The organism is Spiroplasma endosymbiont of Sarcophaga carnaria, assembly GCF_964019595.1.
Classification (GTDB): domain Bacteria; phylum Bacillota_I; class Bacilli_A; order Mycoplasmatales; family Mycoplasmataceae; genus Spiroplasma; species Spiroplasma poulsonii.
The window spans coordinates 1,248,917-1,275,399 of the sequence record NZ_OZ026456.1 but is presented as its reverse complement, the minus strand read 5'-3'; the positions used below and the strand labels follow the sequence as shown (position 1 = coordinate 1,275,399).

The following is a 26,483-nucleotide window of genomic DNA, read 5'->3' as shown; positions in this document are numbered from 1 at the left end:
AGCGGTAATTTATTCAATATAGTTTATTTTGAGCGTAGCTAACACGCGAAGCGTGCCGCGAAAATTAGATTTTTAGGAGGAATAAGTTATGCCAGTTTGATTAACGACAATTTTTAGTGTTGTTATTATATTAGGTATTTTTGCGTGAATTGGTTTATCAATTTATCAAAAAATTCGCCAAATTCGAGGAAAGAAAAAAGATAAAAAAGAAATTGAAAATAAGGAGGATAAAAAATAATGTTAGGTATGTATTTAACAACAGCAATTAATTTTTTAGCAGTTGGTGATAAACCTACTATTTCAGATGGAATGGGTTCTATTTGAAGTGGTTTAGGGCAAGCAATGATGAAAGTTAAAGAAGCAATTTATGCTGTATTACCACAATTAATGACCTTTTTAGGTGATGCGTGAATTATTTTAATTCCATTTGGTATTTTTGTTATCATTAAGATTTTAAACTTTTTCCGTGTTATGGTTAAAGTATTTTAATATTTATTATTACTGATCATATATCTTAGCTATGGCACACTAGCTTTTATGTGAGTTGATTAAATAATTTTGTTGTTTATTTTTGTATTACACACTGTCTATAAGTTATTATTGAAATTATTAGTAATGAAATAATTGTTTTAAAGTAGGATTTAATAAAAATAAGAATATTTTTATTAAGGGTCATATTAATAGTAGTTTTGGAATATAAATTTTTATAATATTCTTTATAAATATATCTACTTTCTTTTTAAAATTTGTAGGCAGTGTGTGGTGCAAAAATATCAATTTAATTATAAATGATTAATTTTATATTTTAATAACTATTATCTTTAATTTTGTCGAAAACTCTTGATATTTATAAAATATACCTAAAATTAGGTATATTTTTAATATATAGAGGTAAATAAATGATGAAAAAAATAATTACAGAATTAATAAATAGCTTAACAGATGATCAATTTTTAGAATTTTATGAAAAAATAAAACAACAAGCAGACTTAATTAAAAAACAAAAACGTTTAAATGAAATTGATCAAAAATTTAGAGATAAAGGCATTATATGTCCTAATTGCAAATCTTTTCATTGTGTTAAAAATGGTCATAATTCCGAAGGAAAACAAAAATATTTATGTAAAAAATGTCGTGCTAGTTTTGATGCATTTCGTCATCATTTTACTTATTGAAGTCATTTAAATTATGAACAGTGAAATTTATTAATTCAAATTTCATTGTTAGGACAATCTAGTAAAATAATTTCTCGTTTTATTAAAACAACCCCAAAAACCGCTTGATATAATCGACAAAAATTAATGCAATCAAAACAATTAGAAAATACACAGTTAAAATTTAAAAAATTAAATGGTCAAATCCAAATGGATGAAACATTTATTAAAGAAATTCATAAAGGCAATTTTAAAGATAAATTTGATAAACGAAAAACTCATCTCGATCCATTTTCAACTGATACCAAATGCTGTATTCAAATGGCAGTTGATAGCAATAATAATATTTTTGTTCAATCCACCAATACCAAAAGATTACAAAAACAATGGATTATTGAAAATATGAATAAGCAACTAATTAAAGAAAAATCAATAATTATTTCTGATATGCAACCACTATATTTATTAGTAGCAAAACAAACAAATTCTACTCTATATTCCACCAAAACTAGTACAAACCCTGATACTAGTTATCAAAAGTTAAATAAGATTAGTAAATTACAATCCAGTCTTAAAGAAGCCTTAATTCATTATCATGGTTTGGGTTTCACTAATATTCAAAATTATTTAAAGCTCTGAAAATGAAAATACCAACACAAAGGTTTAACACCAAACCAACAATCAACGGTATTATATTTTAACGTTTAAAAAATTTAAAGCAAAATCATAATCTTACACAAAATTAGTTTTCAAATTGTCATATTGATGATTTTTTTTATTTCATCAAGAGTTTTCGACAAAATTAAAGACTATTATTAAAAATTAAATAGTATTTTTCAGTGTGTCAATTTTTATTATTTTATATATTTAACATTGTTAATAACATTGTTTATTAAACATTAAATAAACAATATATAGCATTATGTATAACATTGTTAATAATCAGTGTTTTTATCAATAAGTAAACAATATATAAACATTAAATATAACATTGTTTATTAAATAAATATTTAGTTAGGAGTTGATAAAATTGAGTAATTTTGTTAAGAAAAATCAAAATATAGAAAATTATTTTATTCGTAAAGAGTTGATAGTTTTTGAAACAGAAAAAGCAATTTTTATAAATTTACCTAATCATAATCGTCATATTGGTTTTTGGTTGAGTAATAAATTTATTTATCCGAGTGAAAAACACTCAGAACAAGTAGCAATCGGTTTGATTTATGATAATTCTTATCCTATTGTAAAATATGATGAAAATTTAAAACGTCATGTGTGAAAATATTTAACTGGGGCAGAACTAATCAATTTGTATAATCAATACAAATAAAATTATTTTACACAAATGAAAAAAGCAATATTTCCTGGTGAACCTCAAAAAGTAAAAACAACTAACAATAATTTAACAAATTGAAGTGATGAAAAAGTAGATAAATTAATTAATGACTTGAAGGACTTAAATTAATGGGTTTATATGATTATTGAGTTCAATTTGTTAGTTATATTATTGGTTCAAATGCTCCTGAATTTTTATATGTCATATCATTTGTATTATTTATCGTTTTATTTTTGGGGATGTTTTTTAAACTTATTCAGAAAATGTGGAGTTTTTAAATATGCAAAATGATTGAGAAAAATTAAAAGAGTTTTTTATTTATGTATTTTTGTTTATAGATAAAACGAATGTTGAAATTATTACAACTTGAAATTTAACTCAAAATGAATATTTAACTCTTATGATTGGTATTTGAATTGTGATTTTATTTTTAACGTGGTTTTTATTGTGAATGGTTTTTAAAATAGTTGGGTATTTTAAGTAATGAAAAAATTTATATTTTTCTTAAAAAATTATTGTTATATTAGTGGTTCAATGATTTTGTTTAGTTTAATTGATTTATTACTTTGAATAATTTCATTAAATTATACCGGTTTAGTATTTTGATTATTGTTTGCTTTGCAATGTGTTTATTTTGTCTGATGAGTTTGAAAAAACATATTTTATCAGTTGAGTGCTTTTCGTTTAGTTAATTTTGTTTGAGATAATCCGTTATCAGTAATTATTGGTAAGTTAGGGACGGGAAAAACTTTACTTTTAACTTATTTATCACAAACTATGAAACTATTAACAGATAAGATTTATAGTAATTATCCGTTAGAAGATGATAAAGTTAAAGTTTTAACATTTAAAAATTTAGATTTTACAGATAGAACAAAACCAGTTCCCCCAGATGATAGTGTTATTTTATTTGATGAAAGTTATTTATATATTGATGGAACTAGTCCCCACGATGAGAAAAAAGTTCATAGTGGTAAAATTCCGTGAATTGTATTAGCAAGACATTTTGGTAATCGTGCTTTATTTACTGCTCAGCGTGAGGGTATGATTTGAAATAATATTCGACAATTAGCAAGTGGTATTATTATTCCAATTTCATTGAAAAAACCTATTGCTAAAAAAGGATTTAATTTTTTTAATCGTTTCTTTATTATGCGAATTGGTATTTTTCAAGATATTACAGATTATGAAATTTGAAAAACAAAATCAGTAGAACGAACAGCCGAAGGTAAACGAGCAAAACATAAGTATAAGTCGGATGTTGGGTTAGGAATTCGGTTTTTTAAAATAATTATTCCATTATAATTTGCACAGAAATATGATAGTAAATGATTAAAGTTTGTTCGTGATTTAAAAAATGATGAAATAGTTAATTATAAAGAATATTATTGGTCAGAAATTACTAAATTAAGTGTTAAAGAGCGTTTAGCATTGTTTGATATTGATATTTTGAAAAAAAATTTAAAACCTAAAAAAGAAAAAGGAAGTGATAAAGATGATTAATTTATTATCAGAAAGTAATAATTGAGATAAGATTTTTAGTTTTATTTTTGATGTATTTTTGTTTATTTTTGATGTAATTTGAAATACTAAATTACCAATGACAAATACAACTATTGCTTATTTTATTATCTTTTTTATGGTTGTTAAGTTATCAATTTATGCTATCCACGGAACAAGAACACAATATAATGAATTAGGTTCAACTGTTAAAAACAATACATCAAAATTGTATGCTTCAACAGTACGTGGTGTTAAAAAAGCACATAAGGCTAATAAAAATGGTCGGTGAAAGGAAACAGATTAATGATTAGATTAGTTTTATTAGTTGCTGCAATTGCTATTTTTGGTACTAGTTTTATTACGGTGATTATAAATCAATTAACATCAGCAAAAAATATCATTATGGATTTATATAACTCAGATACTTTTTTACTTTCTTTGTTTGGTAAAATGGCAATTTTGTTTAGTCATCCATTAATGTTAACAATATCAAGTTTATATATTGTTGGGTTTATTGTTTCAAAAACATTGTATAGTTAGGGGTTGAATTATAAATATGAAAAAATCATTATCTTTATTTGCCATATCTATTTTAGGTATTTTAGGTTTAATTATTCCATTTATTACTTTAACAGCATTTAAACCCTTAAATCAGCAGAATTATACTGTTAATTAACAAACAATGGGAATGAATGAAACTGATTTTATTAATACAATGTTTTTACGCAGTGGTTTTTTTGAAAACTGGTCTGAAACAAATTACTTTATTAATCCAACTCTAAAAACATCACAAACATTAACTTATAATGATAAATGATATTTAGACTTTTTAAAGGATAGTTATTCAACGGGAATTTCATTTGATAAGCCTAGTGATGAGTTTATGGATTTATATAAAAATTGAGATACTTATGCTAAACAATATAATATTGATAAATTATATGATGTTGATAAAAAACAATTTTTAAAATAATTAACTAATTTTTCTTATTCTTTTTCTAAGTATTTTAATACTGTGGAAGTTATTAATAAATTAGAAAGAGGTATTGATAATTTACAATTAGTTAAAATGATTAATGAGTTTTGAATACAAATTCCTAGAACACAGGCACCTAATAAAGAATTTTTAACTGCTACTAATAAATGATATTTTTATGGAGAAAAAAGAAATGGTCAATATTTGCTTACAAAATTTTATTTTGATAATAATTTTATTAAAAATCAAAATTTGTTATGACAACACTTAAAAAATGATTCAGATTTTATTTGAAACTATAATTTAGTATATCGTTGAGATGGAAACGGTGAACCAGAATTACCCGTTGTTGATAATGATGGCAAATTAAAATGATATACTGAATATTATCAAAATGTTCGTTCTTTTTTGCTTAAATATATTGATGTTATTGTACAAGAAAATATCCGAATTCAGCAAGGTGGTAATCCAAACTATGATGACCCAAATTTGGGTAGTGAAAGAATAATTTTTGATTTTGAAATTATTAATAATATGGAAAAATTAGATTGAAAACCTGATGTTATTTTAACTAGAAAATCAATTTATCGGATGATTTTAACAATTGATGAAAATAAAAATATTATTGCTGGTAGTTTAGAATTAACACATTTTAAACAATATTGGGATGGTAATAATGCAAATAGTTATTGGTATACTGATGATTTAGGTTTTTTATTTTCTTTCACAAAAGAAAAAGAAGATACTTTTAATTTTAGTGCTGAAACTTATAATTATTATCAAGGTAATTCTCCTAATATTGGTAAAATGGTTTTTGAACAGATGAAAGGTCAAATTGATATTAATAAATTTTTAAAAGCCTTTTTTACCCATGCTTTGGTACCTGTATTTCAAAATCGCAGTAATTTTATTGAAAGTGGTTATATTGATAATTTACAGTATGATACTGTTTTAATTAATTTTTTTGGTTTAAAATTGATTAATTTTAGAGATGTTTTAATTGATGAAACTAATACTAATAAAAATCAATTTGAAAAACTATTAAATAGTATGTTTACGGTTTCCCAAAATTTTTATAAAGATTATTTACGAACAATTTTTGATTTAGAAAATGATACTTATGTACAAGGATATAATAAAAAATATGGTTTATTAGCAAATAATGGTTTTAAAATTTATCCTCGTTATTTTTATTTTTCTGATAAATACAATCAATTAGACATTAAATTGTATTCAGCATTTAAAAATCGTTTTTATAGTACTAATTATGGTAATGTATTTAATTATGATTTTTCAGTTGCAAATAATTATAATATTAATCAAAATGAAGGTTATATTTTTGAAGGTGCTTTAAAAGATAAATACGGTTTAAAATACAAAAAAATTGAAGAACAAAAAATCGGTTATAATGTTTTTGAATTACAAGCCCAAAAAGAAAATGATATGTACCGTTATTATGATTTTAATTTTGGAATTTATAACTGACAAGAAATAAATAATGGCGGGTTGTTTCCTGGTGGACAATGATGACAAGCCTAATATGAAAGTTGTAGTTGATATAATTTAGCGTGTCATATCAGAAATGCTGCAATTTGAATTGTAAATAATATTCCCGGTGTTAAACAAGTAAACGAATTAGCAAGCGGTGTTGGTAAAATATTTCAAACAATATATAGTTTTTTTAGTCAAACATTTGAGGTATGAAAATTTAGTCCAGCATTATATAATACAATAACAAATATATTCCTATTAATTATCTTTATGAAGTTTGTTCGATTAATTTAAAAAAGGACTTGTTAGTCCTTTTATTCTTTTCAATCAATTATTAGTCCTGTGTCTTTATTAATTTCTGGTATTTGTGGTTCATTGTTTTTATTTCAACGATATACTAAATTATAGTTTCAAATAAAATCTGAATCATTTTTTAAGTGTTGTCATCAAGTGTTTTGATTATTAATAAAATTATTATCAAAATAAAATTTTGTCGTTATATAATTATTTTCATATTTATTTATATAAAAATATCATTTATTAGTAGCAGTTAAAAATTATTTATTAGGCGCCTGTGTTCTAGGAATATTAGTTCATTTGCTATTTTCTGGTAGTTGTTGTGGTTCTGGTGTAGGTTTATTACCCCCCCCCCGCGTTTTCATTATTATTTGGTTTTTCACAACTAATTAATGTTGTTGTACTTGTTGCTGTTAATCCGATTACTCCTAAAATACTTAGTAACTTTTTCATATTTTACTTCTCCTTTATTAAAATTACTTGAATGCTATAATTGATTTTATCATATATCAATAATGTATTAAATAATTTTAATATTAAATTTATAAATTAATGAAAGGTATATAAATGTTATGTATAGTCATTTAAGTTTTATTGATAAGGTTAAATTGGAAAAATTATTATTATCAAAATTATTTTTAAAAAAGAATGGTGAAATAAATATTTCACAAATTGCTAAATGTTTGAACAGAAATCGTAGTACTATTTTGCGAGAAATTAAGCGTTTTAAAACTATTGATGAATATAGTGCTTATAAGTCAGATAAAATGTATTATGAGAAAAGAAAAAAGAATAATAAAAGATATAAGTTTACAGAAGAACAATTAAATTTTATTAATATAAGATTTAATGTTTATCGTGATTCTCCATCACAACTTATTCATCGTTATTTTCTAAAGTTTGGTATTAAATTTCCTGTTTGTGTTAAAACATTGTATAAATGAATTCGTTTGGGTTTTTATGGTTTTTTAAAACAGAATTTACGTCATCGTGGTAAAAAATATAAAACAAAAGGAAAATTTGATAATGGTGGTAAATTAATTAATTTTAAATCAATATGAGATATTGAGAATAAAGAGACTGATGTTGGTTGATTTGAAATGGATACCATAGTTGGAAAAGAGCATCGATCTAGTAATTTGGTTTTATTTGAACAAAATAGTAAAAGTTATTTTGTTATGAAATTAAAAAATCATACTGCTAATGAAGTTGTGGAAAAGTTTAAAGATATTGTTATAAGTAATAATTTATTTGGGAAAATTAAAGGAATAATAACTGATAGAGGAAAAGAATTTAGTAAATGAAGAGAATTAGAAATATTTGCTGAAACACAAGTTTATTTTTGTGACCCTGGTAAACCACAACAAAAACCATTAATTGAATATATGAATTCTGAACTTAGAAAATGATTTCCTAAGGGAACTGTGATTTTAATAATGTTAGTCAACAAAAAATAAATTGAGTAGTTAATGTTATAAATGATAAATTAAGGCCTGTTCTTAATTGAAAAACAGCAAAAGAGGTATTTTCAGATAATTTTAAATAGGTTTATTTGAAGTAATTTAATAAATTATTTTTTAGTGTGCTTAATTTTCCTTAAAATAAAATAAAAACTATAAATATTTTGATTTTTAAAAATTTATAATTGATTTTTTATGATTTTTATTGTATTATTTGACTAATAAGATTTGTTGCAATTCATTTTACATAATTCCAATTTTAAAAGAAAAAGTATTATTATGCATGTGGACTAAATGGATCAATAACTGCTAAAGTATCTGGTTCTTCTTTTGCTCCCATTTTATCATCAATATTATAATATCTATTATCTGACATTTTAATTCAATCAATAATATCTTTTATTTCCGCTAATTCTTCATAAAAATCAATTATAAATCAATCATAAAATTTATAAGTTACTAAATCACCAACTTCTTGCGCATAATGTGCTAATTTATTGGTTAAATCAGCAAAATATGCCCGTTTTGTTTGATAGGTTTCCATTAGTTCAGTAATATTTTTAACATTATGATATTCTTCAGTAATATTTTTTACTTCATAATGACCATCACGATCTAATACAAAGTTCATAATTCGACGTTGATGTAAAACTTCGTCTTGGGCTTGAACTTGAAAATAATGACTAAAACCAGGAAAACCTAATTTTTCAGCGGCTGAACTTAAATTATAACAAAAAAATTGCATTTTAAGATGTTCATTAATATATTGTTGTAAGTCTTTTTCCATCTCTTTTGTTAACATAACTCTCCCCCTCTTTCTACTTCCATTGTACACCTTTTATTGTCAGTTTAATTTAAAACAAACTTTTTTATTAAAATAATAAAATTGGTTTTCTTTAAATTTGAATTTTGATACTTCAATTTTTTTAGCATCTGGGCTAATTTTTAATTCATCAAAATTAATTAATTCATTAAGATTAAGGTTAAAAATAGTTGTTTTCTTCTCATTAATATTTGGATAAAACTTATTCCAAATTGCTTTAATTTGCGTTGCTGGTTCATTATGATGAGCAAGATCATTTAATAATGTTCCAAATTGTTGATTTGATAATGTTAAATATTGATTATTATTTGGTTTAGTTAATTTTAACGTTGCATGTTTTAAAACTTTGCTTAAATCAACTTTATATGTTTGATTAACAACTAAATCATCAATAAACTTATTGTTTTTGGTTGGTAACGCGACAATTTTAAAGCTATAATTAGTAATTTCATTATTAGTTAAAGTTTGATCATTGGCTTTAAAATATTTTAATTCAAAATATTTATCAAAAGTTTCATCTTGATAACCTAGGAATTCCATTACTTTTATTTTAATAATCGTTGGTAATTTATCAACATAGTTGTCTTCTCCAATAACGATATTATTAGTTAAATATTTATCAAATTTTCAAGTTTGTAAACTTTCAAAATCAACATATTCTTTTTCATAAATAAAACCATTTTTACGGAATTTTCTTGGAGCTCTTCATTGCGCATAAACTGCTAATACTAATCCCAATACTGCAATTAAAATTAAAACAGCATAATCTAATTCCCGATAATTTTTAATAAATAATGTTGAGACATCATCACGTTGTGTTTCAAGAACAAAACGAATTAAATTTCATAAAAAGAAATAAAAACCAGTTTGCACTCCACTACGTGTTATTGAATAACGACCAGGATTATTTAATTTTGTTAATTGGGCACTATCATTGTGTCACCATCTTTTAAAAGTATTACTTAGTTCTGATTTCGATTTAGTAATTGATACTTTTGGCATTTCATCTAATTGTTTTTGCGTTGGCACATAATTAAAATACGCTTTATCCCAAACTTCTTTTCATGTCATTTTATCTTTTTTAATATATTTCCGATTAAAAAAATGAATAAAATTATATTTTAAATCAAAAGGATATTCTTTTGAATCTTTTTTCCACGGTTTTTTACTAAATAATTGACCAGCAAACGGAATAAAGAAAGTAATGAATAATCACACTAAAAAGTTGAAGAACGATTCATATAAGAAGATTGGTTGACGAAAGACAATTTGTCCGCCAACTGCAACTGTTTCTGGTGATAAACCATCTCATTGTCATAAGTTATCACGAATAAATGCTGGTAATCAACGTAATGAATCATAAGAAGTAACACTCCCCAATAATTCGTGATTAAAGAAATTACCTCAACGCCCTAATACTTGTCCCAATAAAATATTTGGAATAATAGCATCAGTGTAAACTCAAAGAGAAACTTTTGCTTTTCGTCCAACAATCCCAAAGACAATTAAACCAGCAATAGTTCCAAACAGAACACCACTATGAATACTCATTCCTGCTTTTCAAAAGGCAAATAATGATCAAAATGGTACGGCTCCTGGTTCTGTTACTCATGGATTATGAATATCATTATTAACTTTTCCAAAAAAACTAGCACCAAATAATGAAAAAGGAATAATAACAAAAATTGACCAAATTAAAGGTTCAATTGGAATCTTCTTAATTTTTAACCGAATAAAACAGGCTAAAACAGATAAAATCATTCCCGTTGTAATAAATACAGCATACATATGAACTCAACCATCATATGTTGCTAAAATATCATGCGGCGTATTCGTTGGGGTAATTCAATCCGGAGAAGGTGGACCACTTGTTAATAAGATGTTACTCATTTAATTTTTCACTCCTTTTATTAATAATTAATTACTAATAATCAATGCATAACAATTATATACCAAGTTCTAATAAAAAAGTACACTTATTTTCTTTAATTTTGTCGAAAACTCTTGATGAAATAAAAAAAATCATCAATATGACAATTTGAAAACTAATTTTGTGTAAGATTATGATTTTGCTTTAAATTTTTTAAACGTTAAAATATAATACCGTTGATTGTTGGTTTGGTGTTAAACCTTTGTGTTGGTATTTTCATTTTCAGAGCTTTAAATAATTTTGAATATTAGTGAAACCCAAACCATGATAATGAATTAAGGCTTCTTTAAGACTGGATTGTAATTTACTAATCTTATTTAACTTTTGATAACTAGTATCAGGGTTTGTACTAGTTTTGGTGGAATATAGAGTAGAATTTGTCTTTAATTTTGTCGAAAACTCTTGATATTTATAAAATATACCTAAAATTAGGTATATTTTTAATATATAGAGGTAAATAAATGATGAAAAAAATAATTACAGAATTAATAAATAGCTTAACAGATGATCAATTTTTAGAATTTTATGAAAAAATAAAACAACAAGCAGACTTAATTAAAAAACAAAAACGTTTAAATGAAATTGATCAAAAATTTAGAGATAAAGGCATTATATGTCCTAATTGCAAATCTTTTCATTGTGTTAAAAATGGTCATAATTCCGAAGGAAAACAAAAATATTTATGTAAAAAATGTCGTGCTAGTTTTGATGCATTTCGTCATCATTTTACTTATTGAAGTCATTTAAATTATGAACAGTGAAATTTATTAATTCAAATTTCATTGTTAGGACAATCTAGTAAAATAATTTCTCGTTTTATTAAAACAACCCCAAAAACCGCTTGATATAATCGACAAAAATTAATGCAATCAAAACAATTAGAAAATACACAGTTAAAATTTAAAAAATTAAATGGTCAAATCCAAATGGATGAAACATTTATTAAAGAAATTCATAAAGGCAATTTTAAAGATAAATTTGATAAACGAAAAACTCATCTCGATCCATTTTCAACTGATACCAAATGCTGTATTCAAATGGCAGTTGATAGCAATAATAATATTTTTGTTCAATCCACCAATACCAAAAGATTACAAAAACAATGGATTATTGAAAATATGAATAAGCAACTAATTAAAGAAAAATCAATAATTATTTCTGATATGCAACCACTATATTTATTAGTAGCAAAACAAACAAATTCTACTCTATATTCCACCAAAACTAGTACAAACCCTGATACTAGTTATCAAAAGTTAAATAAGATTAGTAAATTACAATCCAGTCTTAAAGAAGCCTTAATTCATTATCATGGTTTGGGTTTCACTAATATTCAAAATTATTTAAAGCTCTGAAAATGAAAATACCAACACAAAGGTTTAACACCAAACCAACAATCAACGGTATTATATTTTAACGTTTAAAAAATTTAAAGCAAAATCATAATCTTACACAAAATTAGTTTTCAAATTGTCATATTGATGATTTTTTTTATTTCATCAAGAGTTTTCGACAAAATTAAAGGAATTTGTTTGTTTTGCTACTAATAAATATAGTGGTTGCATATCAGAAATAATTATTGATTTTTCTTTAATTAGTTGCTTATTCATATTTTCAATAATCCATTGTTTTTGTAATCTTTTGGTATTGGTGGATTGAACAAAAATATTATTATTGCTATCAACTGCCATTTGAATACAGCATTTGGTATCAGTTGAAAATGGATCGAGATGAGTTTTTCGTTTATCAAATTTATCTTTAAAATTGCCTTTATGAATTTCTTTAATAAATGTTTCATCCATTTGGATTTGACCATTTAATTTTTTAAATTTTAACTGTGTATTTTCTAATTGTTTTGATTGCATTAATTTTTGTCGATTATATCAAGCGGTTTTTGGGGTTGTTTTAATAAAACGAGAAATTATTTTACTAGATTGTCCTAACAATGAAATTTGAATTAATAAATTTCACTGTTCATAATTTAAATGACTTCAATAAGTAAAATGATGACGAAATGCATCAAAACTAGCACGACATTTTTTACATAAATATTTTTGTTTTCCTTCGGAATTATGACCATTTTTAACACAATGAAAAGATTTGCAATTAGGACATATAATGCCTTTATCTCTAAATTTTTGATCAATTTCATTTAAACGTTTTTGTTTTTTAATTAAGTCTGCTTGTTGTTTTATTTTTTCATAAAATTCTAAAAATTGATCATCTGTTAAGCTATTTATTAATTCTGTAATTATTTTTTTCATCATTTATTTACCTCTATATATTAAAAATATACCTAATTTTAGGTATATTTTATAAATATCAAGAGTTTTCGACAAAATTAAAGCTTATTTTTACAACATATTTGTAATTCTCTTCTTTTTAAATTATAATTTACCCAAATTAATATAAACATTAGAAAGCGAAGTGAAATTAGAAATGAACAATACTGCGTTATCAGGAGCAGCAGTTAATAAAATTAAAACTCTTCATCAATAACATCTTCAACAACACTATAAAAAAATTACTAGTTTTTGACGAAAATCAATTATAATCGACATTATTTTTTGTATCTTAATTACAATTTTAGCAACATCTTTGCTAGTAGGAATTATCCTTAAAATTGTCAATACTAATAATAATCAATTACAATTTTATCTTATCTATCTTACCTTACCACTATTGGTGGTAACAATTATTATTTATATTTTAATCAAAGCTGGCGCTGTTAGCATTAGTCTCTTTCTTAACCGCTTAGATTATAATGCATATTACCGAATTGCAATTGAAGATCTTTGAAAAGATGAAATTAACCTTGATGAAGTAAGCAACAACTTTAAAATTATCCCCGAACCAAATTTTACTAGTTTTAGTAAATACCAAAAAAAATAATCTTTTACAACAAAGTTTAATTCGAGTAAGTAGTTTAGAAGAAAAACTAGATAATAAAATTATTAACGGAACAACAAAAAATAACACCTTTTCATTAGGTGTTATTACTGTTCGAAAAACAATGGTTTTCTTAAAAACATTAATTTTTTGTCTTCTTATTGGTCTAATTATTTTGGCTAGTCTTTCTAATAGTAAAGGCAAAGATGCAAAAACATCAAATAGCATTGCTAATGGTATTAATATGACTTAATTATTATTATGAATTGAAATGAAGCGATCAGAAAACTACTTTTTCTTTACTGCAACATTACCAAAAAACTTTGAAATTGAAGCAAATATTGTTCCTCATCAAAACAAATTTAAAAAGTTTATTTTAAATAACAAAGAAATTCAACTAGAAGGAACAGAATTTCCGAACTTATTTGATACTAATACAACTGATCCAGTTGAATTACGAAAGATTTTAACACCAAAAGTAATGGCTAATTTAATTGATAATAGTAATAAATATCAAGAAGTTTTATCAATGTCTTTTGTTAATAATAAGTTTACTTTACTGCTTGATAAATATTATTATAGTAAAAAAGCACATCATCAAGATCAAATTTGAAAACCAATTATTGCAAGGAACAAAAATATTCAAGACTGTATTGATGATTTAATTGCTAAAATTGAATTAGATTTAAGTCATTTAAAAAAGGGATTAGATTATTTAACTGGGTTTGACATTAAATAATCAAAAATTATTACTTGATATGGTTTAATTTTTTTATCAAAAGTTTGATAATTGTTATAAACAATTTTAAAATTAGGTGCCTTATCATCAAGCATAATTTCTTGGTTTGACAAATTAATAATTACTAAAAATTTTTGATCCTGATAAAAACGATAAAAACTTAGTACAACGGGATTAAGCTCAATAAAATCAATTTGGCCATAACTAAAGGCTAAATTTTTTTTGCGGAACTGAATTAAAAATTGATATGCTTTAAAAATTGATTGGGGACTGTGATAATCTTTTTCCCAGTTAACTTTTAAATAATTTGTATTTACATTAATTCATGGTTGATGAGAACTAAATCCACTAAACTGCTGATCATTTTATTGCATTGGTGTTCGAGCATTATCCCGTTAACGTGCACTAAGAACCTTTAAAATTGCAGATCTTTCATAACCCTTTTGTTGCAAAATTTGATAATAATTGATTGATTCAATATCTTTCAGTTGATTAATATTTTGATAATCATTATTTTCCATCCCAAATTCTTCCCCTTGATAAAGATATGGTGTTCCCCTTAACAATAAAACAACCGCAGCAAGCGCAATTGCTGATTCAAAACGATAACGTTGTGGGTCACCAAAACGAGACAACGCTCGTGGTTGGTTATGGTTATTTAAAAAGGTTGCTAACCAGCCACCTTCTATTTGAACTAATCTCTGTCATTCTTTAAGATTTGCTACTAATTTTGCGGGGTCATAAGGAGCTAATGCTCACTTTTCATTATTTAAATAATCAATTTTTAAATGGTGAAAAGTAAAAGCCATATTTAATTCTTTTGATGCTGGTTTAGTATATAAAATGTCTTGTTCAATTGAAGTTGAAGATAATTCCCCAACTGTGACAACATTTTCTTTCATATGATATGTTTTTTGCCCCATTTCTTGTAAATAAGTATGAACTTGTGGTGAATCAGTATAATATTTTCGCCCATCACCCGTTAAATCATCAACAAAGACTTCTGGTTTTCCAATTAAATTAATAACATCGAAGCGGAGCCCTTGTACCCCTTTTTGCAATCAATAATTAATAATTTCATAAATATCTTGGCGTAATTAATCATCACGCCAATTTAAGTCAATCTGAGTTTTATCAAATAAGTGTAAATAAAACTTTTGTAATTTATCAAGATACGCTCAAGCTGAACCACCAAACTTACTATGTCAATTATTTGGTAGCACTGTTTTATTTCCCGGTAAAAAGAAAAAACGCTTTTGATAATCTTTATACCCTGCAAGTGCTTTTTGAAACCACTGGTGTTCAATTGAACAATGATTAAAAATCATATCCATCATAATATAAATGTTTCGTTTTTTTGCTTCACTAATTAATTGTTCAAAATCATCCATTGTTCCAAACAAGGGATTTATTTTTTTATAATCAGCAACATCATAGCCATTATCTTTTTGTGGGGAAAAATAAATTGGATTTAGCCATAAATAATTAACACCTAACATTGCTAAATAATCTAACTTTTGAATAATACCTGGGATGTCACCAACCCCATCATTGTTAGTATCATAAAACGATTGTGTATGAATTTTATACACAATCGCTTCTTGAAAATTAATTTTACTCATTATGTTCTCCTTTACCGTTTAATTTCTTATTTACTAAGTATTTTCCACTACGTTTGGTTGTTTTCTAAAATTAAGTAAACTTTTTCCTTTAATGTTTAATAATTCATTTCGTAATTTAGTAAAACGTGGAATTTTTTCTAAAAACCAAGTTAGCGTCATACTTACTCCCATTGTTAATAATCCACTAATAATAAATCATATAAAGCCGGTTCCAATAAATGTGTTAACGCCATTAACCTGGCTAAAAGGTTGAATTGATAAGACACCTAGTCAGGCACCGTTTCCAATTCCGTTTGAAGTCACACCAGCAACTGTTAATAATAAGGAACCACTCGCTGAACCAATAATTGCACCTAAAAATGTTACTAATAACAAACCAACCGGAAAGACAATTCCAAAAATTACTTGTTTAATTCCTGTTGTTGTAATTCCTTGAATAGCATATAATGCAGCAATATACCCAACAGAAATAAATAGTCCTCCCAAAAAACCATTTAATAATGTATTAATAATTCCTGCCTTAATTTTACGATCAGACGATTCAAAAGCACCAATAATTGCTTGTTCAGAATAAGATAAATGGCCTTCTAAAACTGATACATCAACTTTTGCTAACTTATCAATTTCATTTTGATATTGCACTATTTTAATAGTATTTTTCATTGTTTTCCCCTTTATTTTTAAAATAAACTATGGTTTAGATTATACATTAAATCCTAATAATTTTGCAAATAATGTTCAGCATTCATCACGACCAATGTTTTTACTACTTGATGTTTTAATAAAATAATCGCCATCGGCAAAATTTAATTTTGTTTTAATAATTTTTTCTTGTTTCTGAATGTCGTTTTTTTTCAACTTATCTAACTTTGTTCCAATAACAACTGTTAGAATTTTAAAGTGCTTTAAATATTGGTACATCTCATAATCATCTTGGGTTGGAGAATGACGTAAATCAACTAAGAGACAAACAAATTTTAAATTATTTCGTTCAGTTAAATATTGTTCCATCATTTTTGCAAAAGCAACTTTATGTTCATCGTTCACTCTGGCAAAACCATAACCTGGGGCATCCACAATTCGAAATTGATTATTATTAATTGTAAAAAAATTTAGCATTCTTGTTTTTCCTGGAGTTTGTGAAACTTTTGCTAATTGCCGTTGATTTGTTAACATATTTAAAAAACTTGATTTTCCAACATTACTTTTTCCTAAAAAAGCAATTTCAAATAAATCATCATTAATTCATCCCATTTTATTTACAGCCGAAGTAAGATAATTGGCATTTTTAAACTTAAACATTATTTTCCCTCCAATTGGCGATTAATTTCATACATTAAAATTGTTCCTGCTTGAGCAACATTTAATGATTCTAACTTTGAACTAATCTTAATTTGAACATTATAGTCACTAATTTTTTGTAAATCAGCAGAAAGACCATGCCCTTCGTTTCCTAATGCTAAAATATATTTTTCTGTTTTGTTAACCTGTCATTCTTTCAAGAAAACACTTTTTTGTTTTAAAGCAGTTGTCACAAGTTTATAGTGTTTTGCTTGTAACGCTTTAATTTCTGACAAACTAAGTTCTTTAATAATAGTACGAAAAACTGCCCCTTGGCTGGCTCGCAATACTTTATCATTAAAAATATCAACCGGGTGATTATATAAAATAATATTAGTAAAATTAAAACCTAAACTGGTTCTAATTAATGTCCCTAAATTCCCGGGGTCTTGAATATTTTCTAATAATAAAATATTTTGATTGGCCTTAAAATCATTGTTACTATTCATTTTATTTAAGTCAATAACACCAACAATATTCTGACTATTTTTGCTCTGACTTAATTTTGCTAAAATAGGTTCTGAACAAATTGTTATTAAAACATTAGCAATATTTTTTAATTTTGACCTATTTGCTGCGGTTGTTAAAACCTCAACTAGTAATTCTTGTTGTAAAGCTTCTTCAATAATATTTCAACCTTCAATTAATGCTAAATTTAATTCGTCACGATATTTTCTGTCTTTTAACTTCACTAATAATTTAACATGTTCATTTTGAGTTGAATTAATTTCACGATACTGCATTTGCTTGTTTTCTTTCTCTCTTAATTAACATACATAAAACCAACAAGATATTTTTTTGTTTTAGGATCATCTCATTGTTTTTTAGTTTCTCCTGTTTCCCGAATTGCCACAGCCATTGCTCGTGGCCGTTTTGGTGGGTCTTGCATTTTTCCTAATAAAACCGATAATCCGGTGCGTTTATTTTCGTGATTATTTTCTTTGTTATAATCTTCGGCATCTTTAACACCAACTTGTTTTGCCATAATTTTAATTTTATTTTTTTTATATCAACGTTGAAATTGCAAGTATTTTTCAAAAGTTCATTCCTTTTCTTCTCATGTTAAGAAAATACGATCTTTTTCTTCATCTCAACTATCTAAGTAATCACGAAAATTTGTTTGTGAGGTTGGCCCTTGTTCCATCATTTTAAAAGTTCGATCAATTGTTTCTGATAGAGTATCATACCCGTAACCAATAAAAGCATTACCAATTCAATGATGTTTATAAATTGGTTTGATGGGATCAATTGGTTCAGTAAAAGTAACAGCATATGACCAATATTTATCATCAGCTTTACTACGAAAAAGTTCATATCCAAATTTTTCATGCTTTATAATTACGGCATCTTTCTTAATTTTGCATACTAAATGTTTAAAGCTTTTAACAATTGCATCAATTTCAGTTGCAGTTAAAGGGGCTTTTAATTTTGGTTGTTTTGATTTTAGAATATGTTCTGCATAATATGATGGCATAATAAGTATAAACCTCTTTCTTTAAACCTTAGTAATTAACTAATTATAATTTTAACTTTTATCATTCGTTAAGTAAAGGATAATTATTAATTAATCTTTACTTCAAAGATACTTTTTAAAAATTTTAAACATAAATAAATATTACAATTTAAAAAAGAAAGAACTTAATTTAATTATTTTGACAATTTAAATTCTTCTTTCTTTTTTTCTTAAAAATAATAGTTTAAACTTATTCTTAAAGTTTATTTTACTTGTGCATTTAAATAATCTTTTAAACATTTTAATGAACAAACATTAACATTATCAATTCGCATAATTTTTGATTTAAGGTTATCACATTGATAACAAACAAACGCTTTTGATTCATCTAAATGATGGGTACATGGTTTTGCTTTATGCACTCAACACTCCGTAATCCCTTCTCCTAATAGTTCAAAATCACTACCATTGTCATTGACCATTCGTGAAAAACTAACTCCTTGCGCAACATCATGACCACAAGCTGATTTAATTAAAACAGATAAAATTTCATATGAAGAATTAGCAAAAACTAAATTTGACATTTGATTTTCATAATTACAAGTTTCACAATCAAAATATGGAATATTAGTTAAATGTTGGATTTTTGCTACTAAATCAGCAAATTTATCTAATCATTTATTATTACTTAAAACTTTATTATTCATCTTTTTAATCCCCCCACTTAATTGTTTTATTAAGATATTTGCGTAAGCATTCTCGTGAACAATAATTATTATCAAGAACTAAGTGTTCATCATCTGGGTAAAGCAATTTTTTGCAATAAACACAAGCAACATTATTACGTAAAACTTTAATATATGAATTAGTGACATAATTCATTTCATTACATTCATTACATAAATCAACATTAAATTGATCAATTGTTTCTTTTTTTACATTAACTTTATCAAAACTAAAACCAAAAAAAGATCATAAATATTTAAATCATCAATATCTTTCTCCTGATTACAGTTATTACAATAAAACGAAGTAGTTTTACCAAGTTTAATTATTTCACATAAATACCCAAATAATTCATCTTTAAACTTAATTCAATATTCATAATGACGTTTAACAATATTTTAATTATTTTGCTCATTATTTTCAACAGTTGGTTTATCATGATCTTGCAAGTTTTCTAATTTCATTATTATATCCTCCAAAGAATTCAATGGATTAATTATATCACAAATTAAACGGAAACAATGATGAACTTATCCTTTAATTTTGTCGAAAACTCTTGATATTTATAAAATATACCTAAAATTAGGTATATTTTTAATATATAGAGGTAAATAAATGATGAAAAAAATAATTACAGAATTAATAAATAGCTTAACAGATGATCAATTTTTAGAATTTTATGAAAAAATAAAACAACAAGCAGACTTAATTAAAAAACAAAAACGTTTAAATGAAATTGATCAAAAATTTAGAGATAAAGGCATTATATGTCCTAATTGCAAATCTTTTCATTGTGTTAAAAATGGTCATAATTCCGAAGGAAAACAAAAATATTTATGTAAAAAATGTCGTGCTAGTTTTGATGCATTTCGTCATCATTTTACTTATTGAAGTCATTTAAATTATGAACAGTGAAATTTATTAATTCAAATTTCATTGTTAGGACAATCTAGTAAAATAATTTCTCGTTTTATTAAAACAACCCCAAAAACCGCTTGATATAATCGACAAAAATTAATGCAATCAAAACAATTAGAAAATACACAGTTAAAATTTAAAAAATTAAATGGTCAAATCCAAATGGATGAAACATTTATTAAAGAAATTCATAAAGGCAATTTTAAAGATAAATTTGATAAACGAAAAACTCATCTCGATCCATTTTCAACTGATACCAAATGCTGTATTCAAATGGCAGTTGATAGCAATAATAATATTTTTGTTCAATCCACCAATACCAAAAGATTACAAAAACAATGGATTATTGAAAATATGAATAAGCAACTAATTAAAGAAAAATCAATAATTATTTCTGATATGCAACCACTATATTTATTAGTAGCAAAACAAACAAATTCTACTCTATATTCCACCAAAACTAGTACAAACCCTGATACTAGTTATCAAAAGTTAAATAAGATTAGTAAATTACAATCCAGTCTTAAAGAAGCCTTAATTCATTATCATGGTTTGGGTTTCACTAATATTCAAAATTATTTAAAGCTCTGAAAATGAAAATACCAACACAAAGGTTTAACACCAAACCAACAATCAACGGTATTATATTTTAACGTTTAAAAAATTTAAAGCAAAATCATAATCTTACACAAAATTAGTTTTCAAATTGTCATATTGATGATTTTTTTTATTTCATCAAGAGTTTTCGACAAAATTAAAGAACTTATCTGTTAAATAATGTTAAATGAGGTAACAATGACCAAACAATTTAACTGAAAAATTTCTAAAAATTCATAGTATAATTCTTATATGAAATAACTATCTTTAAGATGAAAGGAGTCAAATTTATGGCTAAAAGAATGTTATCATCACTTTTCAACATCTTGTTTTGTTGATTAAACGTAATTTTATGAATTTTTAATGTGAATCCTGTTGGGACCCTGCTTTTTGGAACTGATTGTCCAAATACGCGCAAAGGAAAATTTGTTTATGGATTATGTTCTTTGTTACAATGAATTTTAATGGCAACAATTATTGGAACAATCTTCGTCATTATTTTCTGAGCAAAAGGAGAACCATCAATTGCTCAACGTCTTGCTAAATTAGTGTAATAATAAAAAATAAAAAGTTTTAATAAATATCCTTATAAAGATCTTTGTTAAAACTTTTTTAATTACAACAATATTACTTTGTTGTTAACAACGGAATTGCTTTTGTATAAATTTCTAACATTTTTTGTAAGTCGCTGATTTTAACATACTCATTATATGCATGCATTGTTGACTCATTAATATCAAATTCATCCCCAAAAGCAACACAGTTTGGCATTGCTTTTGCATAAGTTCCACCACCAATTGCGACTGGTTTTGCATAATGATCACCAGTAACATCACGATAAACTTGCATAATATTCTTAATCATTGGACTATCAAGTGGCATATGAATTGGTTTTTCTGAAGAAATAATCGCTAATTGTAAATGATATTTTGATAGTTCCGCTGTTAATGGTGCTTCAACATCTTTTAAATGATATGAAATTGGTACTCGCATGTTTAATGTCAAACGGGTTTTTTCAGCATTAATCTCAACAATGCCATTATTAACAATCAATAAACCGGTATCATCTTTCATTGTTGAAAAAATTTGTTTAAAATTAAAATCATTGTATAGATGTTTTTTCACAAAATTAGCAATTGGCGAGTCAGTTGTAAATTCAGCATACGTTGCTAATGTTACTAAAGCAGCATTAATTCCTCGTTCAGGTAAACTACCATGGGATGCTTTTCCTTTCACGATTAATCAATCATCTTCAAGATCTGTTTCAATTTGTTTTTGGTCTAACTTAGTTTTAATGTCTGTAAGATAAGGTCCTTGATAACGAACAACATCAGCCACACAATTGTACGCTTCGCCACCTAATAAAACAAATTTTTGTCCCTAACCAATAATATCGGCATTAATAATTCCTTTCTCGGCATAAACAACTGGAAACTCACCATCTGGGGTTATAACCTAATGCTGGAGTTCCTTCAACTGCCATATATGCTTTAATTGATGCTCAATCGGTTTCTTCTGTTAAACCAAAAATTAAACGAATACAATAATCTGGTTGATAATTATGATCTTTTAAATATTTTAAAGCATACAAATTAATAATGGTTGGTCCTTTATCATCAAATGCACCACGACCTAATAACTTTCCATCGCTAATTTGAGGTTGAAATGGTTCAAAATCTCATTTTTTAAGATCACCCGCCGGAACAACATCTAAATGCCCTAAAATTGCAAAGATTTCAGCACCCGTTCCATATTCTACATACCCATAACGATTTTCAGGGTCCTGATAAGTTTTAAAACCTAATTCTTTTGCTATAAATTAACAGCATAATCTAAGACAGCTTTTGTTCCTGCTCCAGATGGGGCATTTGGTTGTGCTGCACTACGAACAGATGGAATTTTAATAACATCTTGAATTTTTACTAGTGCTTCTGAAAAATATTTTTCTTGTAATTTAATAACATCTATTTCCATTTTATTTTCCTTTCCCTTTTAAGGGCCTTGATACTCATATTATAACATAAAAATTATTCCATAATATTAACTAAAATATCATTTAAGATATTTAATCCTTGTTTTGTACAACGTAAATGATTATTTTCAAAAACCAAATTATTTTTTGCAACTTCAGCGGTAATTTTAGCTTCATAATAATTTACTGCTGCTTGTGCATCTTTGACTGTTCCTAAATTAATGCCCTCCAAAATTCGTAATCCCATCATTAAAATTTGAAAATAATAATCTGCTAATGATATTTCTGTTTTCTGCTGCGTTCAATTGGCATATTTTCGACTATTTTCTAATAAATAATAACCATCATCATTAATAAAACCAGCTGCTCCTGGTCCAAGCAATCAAAATGATTTATTAGTTCAATATCCTAAATTATGCTGTGATTTTTTATTGTTATTAGTGTAATTTGAAATTTCATAACGAACATACCCCATTTTTTTAAGAGCCGCATTAATAATTTCATCAAAGGCAATATCATAATCAGGCAATTTAACTTTCGTTTTTCCTCAGTAAGAATTTTCTTTTAAAATTAATGAATATCAACTAATATGATCAGGTTGTAATTGTTTAACCATTATTAAGTCTTGTTCAATATCAGCTGTTGTTTGGTCAAATAAGTTATAAATTAAATCAAAAGAAATATTATTAAAACCCTCCCTGCGCGCTAAATTATAACTAGTAACAATATCTGCAACACTATGATGACGATTAATTTTTTTTAATAACTGATCACTAAATGTTTGCACCCCAATTGATAACCGATTAACATGATATTTTTTTAAAAGTTGCAATTGACTTTTCGTAATTCTTTCAGGATTTAATTCAATAGTATATTCAACAACTGCTGTTTGATCAATCTTTTGCAACAATTGTAATAATTTTTCTAATTGGCTATCATCCAAACTGTTGGGTGTTCCGCCTCCTAAATAAATTGTTTTTAAGTTGAATCGTGGTTGGGGCTGTGAAATTTCTGCTTCTAACGACAATAAATATTCGTCAACCATTTCATTTCGTGATTTTTTGATTTTAAAAAAATCACAATAAAAACAAATATGGTCACAAAAAGGAATATGTACATATAAATGTTCAATCATTATTAATCCTCACTTCTTTATTAATAATTATAAGATAATTTCAAATAAAAAAGAATTGTTTTCAACACAATTCTTAATTACGGTTAAATCAACGACCAAGGATTGGTTCACCACGACGTTTACGACGACGAGCAATTAACCATGGAATTGAAATTACTAGCGTTAAGATAATTAGAAAAATAATAAAAATAACTAAGCAAATGCGATTGGTTTTCTTCTTCAACGCCGCTAATTCTTCTGGTTTAACAATTTCATAACCATAATAACCAATAATATTTGCTTTACGTTTTTTTGTTAAAACAATATTAGCAATATGAATTCCTAATGTTGCAATTAAAATCGTAATTGTAATTGTAATTGCTGCTGTTAAATCATCAACAATTCCCCAACTTCAAAATCCAAATCGGAATTCTTCGCCAGAATGTTGTTGAAAACCATAAAGGATTCCTAACACAATTCCGCCAAAGAAATATGTTGGAAATGCTAATCAATTTAAAATAATACTACGAACAGTCATTTTTTTATAATTATCAATCAAGAAGTGTGGAATCGTATGATTACCACGCATTAAATGCGAGATATAATTGTTTGTTTCAATGCGAACCCGTGATAAATCAAAAATTCCGGCAAATAATAATCCTAATGAAATTAATAAAAAGGTAATTGTTAAAAATGGATGGGGAATATATTTCGCTTGAATTTCCATAATTGATGATAAACCTTGTTGATGTGAAATGAAATATAAGGCAATAAATAAACTTGTTGACATTGTGCCAAAAAGACCAAATGTAATCATAATTAGTGTTCGAACTTTTTCCGAACGAATTTCACGCGCAATTTCTAACGGAATTAATTTATTAGCATATTCACGATTAAAATGACGACGACGATGTTTTGCTGGTAATTGTGGCTGATAAGCATAACGATTATTTTCAAAACCATTTTGAAAAGGTTGACCTTCCAACTGGGCTGGTGGTAAATAATTATTATTTTGATAAAAGGCAGGTGGAGCTGGCATTGCATTTGCCATCATTTGGTTTCCATCAAAATATGGTTGTGGATTTACATTAGGATAATAGTTTTTGCCATCATAAGATAATTCGGACTGGTTAAATTGTTCGTTAAACTGTAACTGACTATATGGATTAACAACACGACGTTGGTAAGGACGACGATATTGATTTACATAAACATGATCATCATTAAAATAACCATCACGATTATTTTGATAATTCATTGCTTCTGGATACGAATACCCACCATAATTCTGTTGACCTGCTAAATATTGATCTTGCATTGAATTTGATGTTGGTTGATGAATTCGCCGTGGTAAAATTTGTGGTTGCACTGGACGAGAATAATTATTAGCGGCATCATGATTATAATAAGGTTCAACATAACCTGGCGGTGTTGATGGTGCTACTGGTGCTGTAATTAACTCACGTTCTTCATCAATATACTGTCTTTCATTATTTGTATAATAATTATATTGGTTATTTAAATTCATTCGTGCCGGACGAATTGTATTGTGATTTTGATATAACATTTCGGTATTATTTAATTGATTTTGTTTATATGTTTCATTGGGACGGAAGTACTGATCTTGTGGCCATTGATTTTGCGCAATACCATTATTATTTATTTGTTGATGAGAAAAATTTGGGTCATTTTGGTTCAATAATTCAGGATTAAAATTATCACCATAACCATTACCTGGTTGCATTTGTGACTGTTTATTATGTTCTTTATCTTTAGTCATAAAAGATTTTACTGTATTAAAAAAACCCATACTTTGTTTCACCTACCCTACTTGTGAAAATTAATTTATTTAAAAAAAGAATTATCTAGTTTTTATCACCCGTTTTTCTAGCTAGCATAATTTCTTGTTCAAAATACTCAATTTTTTCCTTAAAACTTGTTTCTTCTTTTAATTTCATCATATTTGTTCAATTTTGATTATTCTTTTTACTTCGAAATAAAGAAAAAGTAATAATAAAATAAATAAATAATAATAGCGTTGCGAACCCTAGTAGAAATCCAACTAACCCGATTATTGGAATTTCTAAATCTAAGATTTTGATACTAATAGCCAAGATTCCTCCCATATAAACACCACACTAT

26 protein-coding genes and 6 pseudogenes are annotated in these 26,483 nt (G+C 25.9%); 15 read left to right on the top strand and 17 right to left on the bottom strand.

What is annotated here, in order from left to right:
- Window positions 1-88 precede the first annotated feature (88 nt).
- From AACK91_RS07290 to AACK91_RS07250, 9 genes and pseudogenes are all read left to right on the top strand, one after another.
- Window positions 89-238: a hypothetical protein gene (locus tag AACK91_RS07290; RefSeq protein ID WP_004027793.1), complete on the top strand. Its 150-nt coding sequence runs from the start codon at window positions 89-91 to the stop codon at window positions 236-238.
- Window positions 238-489, top strand: a complete 252-nt coding sequence (locus AACK91_RS07285; protein WP_338963620.1) for a hypothetical protein — start codon at window positions 238-240, stop codon at window positions 487-489. Before AACK91_RS07290 ends, AACK91_RS07285 begins: the two co-directional genes overlap by 1 nt.
- A gap of 410 nt (window positions 490-899) precedes the next feature.
- Entirely contained in the window at window positions 900-1,862 is a 963-nt protein-coding gene (locus AACK91_RS07280) for an IS1/IS1595 family N-terminal zinc-binding domain-containing protein (protein ID WP_338963247.1), read from the top strand.
- 322 nt (window positions 1,863-2,184) lie between these two features.
- Window positions 2,185-2,619 (top strand): annotated as a pseudogene (locus tag AACK91_RS07275) (DUF3627 domain-containing protein).
- Between the two features lie 151 nt (window positions 2,620-2,770).
- Window positions 2,771-2,974 (top strand): DUF2649 family protein, encoded by a 204-nt coding sequence (locus tag AACK91_RS07270; protein WP_338963585.1) that lies wholly within the window; start codon window positions 2,771-2,773, stop codon window positions 2,972-2,974.
- Window positions 2,974-3,993 (top strand): annotated as a pseudogene (locus AACK91_RS07265) (hypothetical protein). Before AACK91_RS07270 ends, AACK91_RS07265 begins: the two are co-directional and overlap by 1 nt.
- Window positions 3,986-4,246 (top strand): annotated as a pseudogene (locus AACK91_RS07260) (hypothetical protein); the annotation flags it as partial. The pseudogenes AACK91_RS07265 and AACK91_RS07260, both read left to right, overlap by 8 nt.
- Before the next feature lie 50 nt (window positions 4,247-4,296).
- On the top strand, window positions 4,297-4,533 hold the full coding sequence (locus AACK91_RS07255) for a hypothetical protein (RefSeq protein WP_338963583.1): 237 nt from the start codon (window positions 4,297-4,299) through the stop codon (window positions 4,531-4,533).
- A gap of 16 nt (window positions 4,534-4,549) precedes the next feature.
- Window positions 4,550-6,754: pseudogene (locus tag AACK91_RS07250) on the top strand (spiroplasma phage ORF1-like family protein).
- Window positions 6,755-7,099: 345 nt separating this feature from the next.
- Here the strand turns inward: AACK91_RS07250 and AACK91_RS07245 are convergent.
- Window positions 7,100-7,210 carry a lipoprotein gene (locus tag AACK91_RS07245; RefSeq protein WP_338964107.1) on the bottom strand — a complete coding sequence of 37 codons (111 nt, stop codon included), beginning with the start codon at window positions 7,208-7,210 and terminating at the stop codon, window positions 7,100-7,102.
- A 119-nt stretch (window positions 7,211-7,329) separates the two neighbouring features.
- Here AACK91_RS07245 and AACK91_RS07240 point away from each other — a divergent pair.
- A pseudogene (locus tag AACK91_RS07240) lies at window positions 7,330-8,303 on the top strand (IS30 family transposase).
- Between the two features lie 191 nt (window positions 8,304-8,494).
- Here the strand turns inward: AACK91_RS07240 and AACK91_RS07235 are convergent.
- Both AACK91_RS07235 and AACK91_RS07230 read right to left on the bottom strand, forming a co-directional pair.
- Window positions 8,495-9,019 carry a ferritin gene (locus AACK91_RS07235; protein ID WP_338965526.1) on the bottom strand — a complete coding sequence of 175 codons (525 nt, stop codon included), beginning with the start codon at window positions 9,017-9,019 and terminating at the stop codon, window positions 8,495-8,497.
- Between the two features lie 36 nt (window positions 9,020-9,055).
- Window positions 9,056-10,930: a prolipoprotein diacylglyceryl transferase gene (locus AACK91_RS07230; protein WP_338965525.1), complete on the bottom strand. Its 1,875-nt coding sequence runs from the start codon at window positions 10,928-10,930 to the stop codon at window positions 9,056-9,058.
- A gap of 501 nt (window positions 10,931-11,431) precedes the next feature.
- Between AACK91_RS07230 and AACK91_RS07225 the strand changes: the two genes are divergently transcribed.
- Window positions 11,432-12,394 carry an IS1/IS1595 family N-terminal zinc-binding domain-containing protein gene (locus AACK91_RS07225; protein WP_338963247.1) on the top strand — a complete coding sequence of 321 codons (963 nt, stop codon included), beginning with the start codon at window positions 11,432-11,434 and terminating at the stop codon, window positions 12,392-12,394.
- Window positions 12,395-12,418: 24 nt separating this feature from the next.
- On the opposite strand, the gene AACK91_RS07220 is transcribed toward AACK91_RS07225, so the two are convergent.
- A complete protein-coding gene (locus tag AACK91_RS07220) occupies window positions 12,419-13,237 on the bottom strand; it encodes an IS1/IS1595 family N-terminal zinc-binding domain-containing protein (RefSeq protein WP_338965524.1) in 819 nt (272 codons plus the stop codon).
- Between the two features lie 331 nt (window positions 13,238-13,568).
- Between AACK91_RS07220 and AACK91_RS07215 the strand changes: the two genes are divergently transcribed.
- On the top strand, window positions 13,569-13,862 hold the full coding sequence (locus AACK91_RS07215) for a hypothetical protein (RefSeq protein ID WP_338965523.1): 294 nt from the start codon (window positions 13,569-13,571) through the stop codon (window positions 13,860-13,862).
- A 268-nt stretch (window positions 13,863-14,130) separates the two neighbouring features.
- A complete protein-coding gene (locus AACK91_RS07210; RefSeq protein WP_338965522.1) occupies window positions 14,131-14,598 on the top strand; it encodes a DUF3137 domain-containing protein in 468 nt (155 codons plus the stop codon).
- Window positions 14,599-14,993: 395 nt separating this feature from the next.
- Here the strand turns inward: AACK91_RS07210 and AACK91_RS07205 are convergent.
- The 7 genes and pseudogenes from AACK91_RS07205 to AACK91_RS07175 all read right to left on the bottom strand — a co-directional run bounded on the left by AACK91_RS07205 (window position 14,994) and on the right by AACK91_RS07175 (window position 19,896).
- Window positions 14,994-16,220, bottom strand: a pseudogene (locus tag AACK91_RS07205) (alpha-amylase family glycosyl hydrolase).
- A 33-nt stretch (window positions 16,221-16,253) separates the two neighbouring features.
- Window positions 16,254-16,883 carry a formate/nitrite transporter family protein gene (locus tag AACK91_RS07200; RefSeq protein ID WP_338965520.1) on the bottom strand — a complete coding sequence of 210 codons (630 nt, stop codon included), beginning with the start codon at window positions 16,881-16,883 and terminating at the stop codon, window positions 16,254-16,256.
- A gap of 39 nt (window positions 16,884-16,922) precedes the next feature.
- Complete coding sequence (yihA, locus tag AACK91_RS07195) at window positions 16,923-17,522, bottom strand: ribosome biogenesis GTP-binding protein YihA/YsxC (protein WP_338965519.1); 600 nt, start codon at window positions 17,520-17,522, stop codon at window positions 16,923-16,925.
- Complete coding sequence (locus AACK91_RS07190) at window positions 17,522-18,304, bottom strand: RNA methyltransferase (protein ID WP_338965518.1); 783 nt, start codon at window positions 18,302-18,304, stop codon at window positions 17,522-17,524. Before AACK91_RS07190 ends, yihA begins: the two co-directional genes overlap by 1 nt.
- A 20-nt stretch (window positions 18,305-18,324) precedes the next feature.
- Complete coding sequence (locus AACK91_RS07185; RefSeq protein ID WP_338965516.1) at window positions 18,325-19,035, bottom strand: hypothetical protein; 711 nt, start codon at window positions 19,033-19,035, stop codon at window positions 18,325-18,327.
- Between the two features lie 242 nt (window positions 19,036-19,277).
- Complete coding sequence (locus AACK91_RS07180; RefSeq protein WP_338965515.1) at window positions 19,278-19,721, bottom strand: hypothetical protein; 444 nt, start codon at window positions 19,719-19,721, stop codon at window positions 19,278-19,280.
- Window positions 19,722-19,725: 4 nt separating this feature from the next.
- A complete protein-coding gene (locus AACK91_RS07175) occupies window positions 19,726-19,896 on the bottom strand; it encodes a hypothetical protein (RefSeq protein ID WP_338965514.1) in 171 nt (56 codons plus the stop codon).
- Between the two features lie 459 nt (window positions 19,897-20,355).
- Between AACK91_RS07175 and AACK91_RS07170 the strand changes: the two genes are divergently transcribed.
- Together AACK91_RS07170 and AACK91_RS07165 are read left to right on the top strand one after the other, a co-directional pair.
- The gene (locus AACK91_RS07170) at window positions 20,356-21,318 is read left to right on the top strand and encodes an IS1/IS1595 family N-terminal zinc-binding domain-containing protein (RefSeq protein WP_338963247.1); all 963 of its coding nucleotides are present in this window, start codon (window positions 20,356-20,358) and stop codon (window positions 21,316-21,318) included.
- A 227-nt stretch (window positions 21,319-21,545) separates the two neighbouring features.
- Window positions 21,546-21,809 carry a hypothetical protein gene (locus AACK91_RS07165; protein ID WP_040093062.1) on the top strand — a complete coding sequence of 88 codons (264 nt, stop codon included), beginning with the start codon at window positions 21,546-21,548 and terminating at the stop codon, window positions 21,807-21,809.
- Between the two features lie 73 nt (window positions 21,810-21,882).
- Here AACK91_RS07165 and AACK91_RS07160 read toward each other — a convergent pair whose 3' ends face one another.
- From AACK91_RS07160 to AACK91_RS07135, 6 genes are all read right to left on the bottom strand, one after another.
- Window positions 21,883-22,593, bottom strand: a complete 711-nt coding sequence (locus tag AACK91_RS07160) for a M20/M25/M40 family metallo-hydrolase (RefSeq protein WP_338965512.1) — start codon at window positions 22,591-22,593, stop codon at window positions 21,883-21,885.
- A gap of 61 nt (window positions 22,594-22,654) precedes the next feature.
- Complete coding sequence (locus AACK91_RS07155; protein ID WP_338966593.1) at window positions 22,655-22,969, bottom strand: M20/M25/M40 family metallo-hydrolase; 315 nt, start codon at window positions 22,967-22,969, stop codon at window positions 22,655-22,657.
- 98 nt (window positions 22,970-23,067) lie between these two features.
- Window positions 23,068-23,229, bottom strand: coding sequence for a hypothetical protein (locus AACK91_RS07150; RefSeq protein WP_338965510.1), 162 nt, complete (start codon window positions 23,227-23,229; stop codon window positions 23,068-23,070).
- 53 nt (window positions 23,230-23,282) lie between these two features.
- The gene (hemW, locus tag AACK91_RS07145) at window positions 23,283-24,362 is read right to left on the bottom strand and encodes a radical SAM family heme chaperone HemW (protein WP_338965508.1); all 1,080 of its coding nucleotides are present in this window, start codon (window positions 24,360-24,362) and stop codon (window positions 23,283-23,285) included.
- A gap of 73 nt (window positions 24,363-24,435) precedes the next feature.
- Complete coding sequence (locus AACK91_RS07140) at window positions 24,436-26,151, bottom strand: MSC_0882 family membrane protein (RefSeq protein ID WP_338965507.1); 1,716 nt, start codon at window positions 26,149-26,151, stop codon at window positions 24,436-24,438.
- A gap of 55 nt (window positions 26,152-26,206) precedes the next feature.
- The gene (locus tag AACK91_RS07135) at window positions 26,207-26,467 is read right to left on the bottom strand and encodes a hypothetical protein (protein ID WP_040093058.1); all 261 of its coding nucleotides are present in this window, start codon (window positions 26,465-26,467) and stop codon (window positions 26,207-26,209) included.
- Window positions 26,468-26,483: the final 16 nt, after the last annotated feature.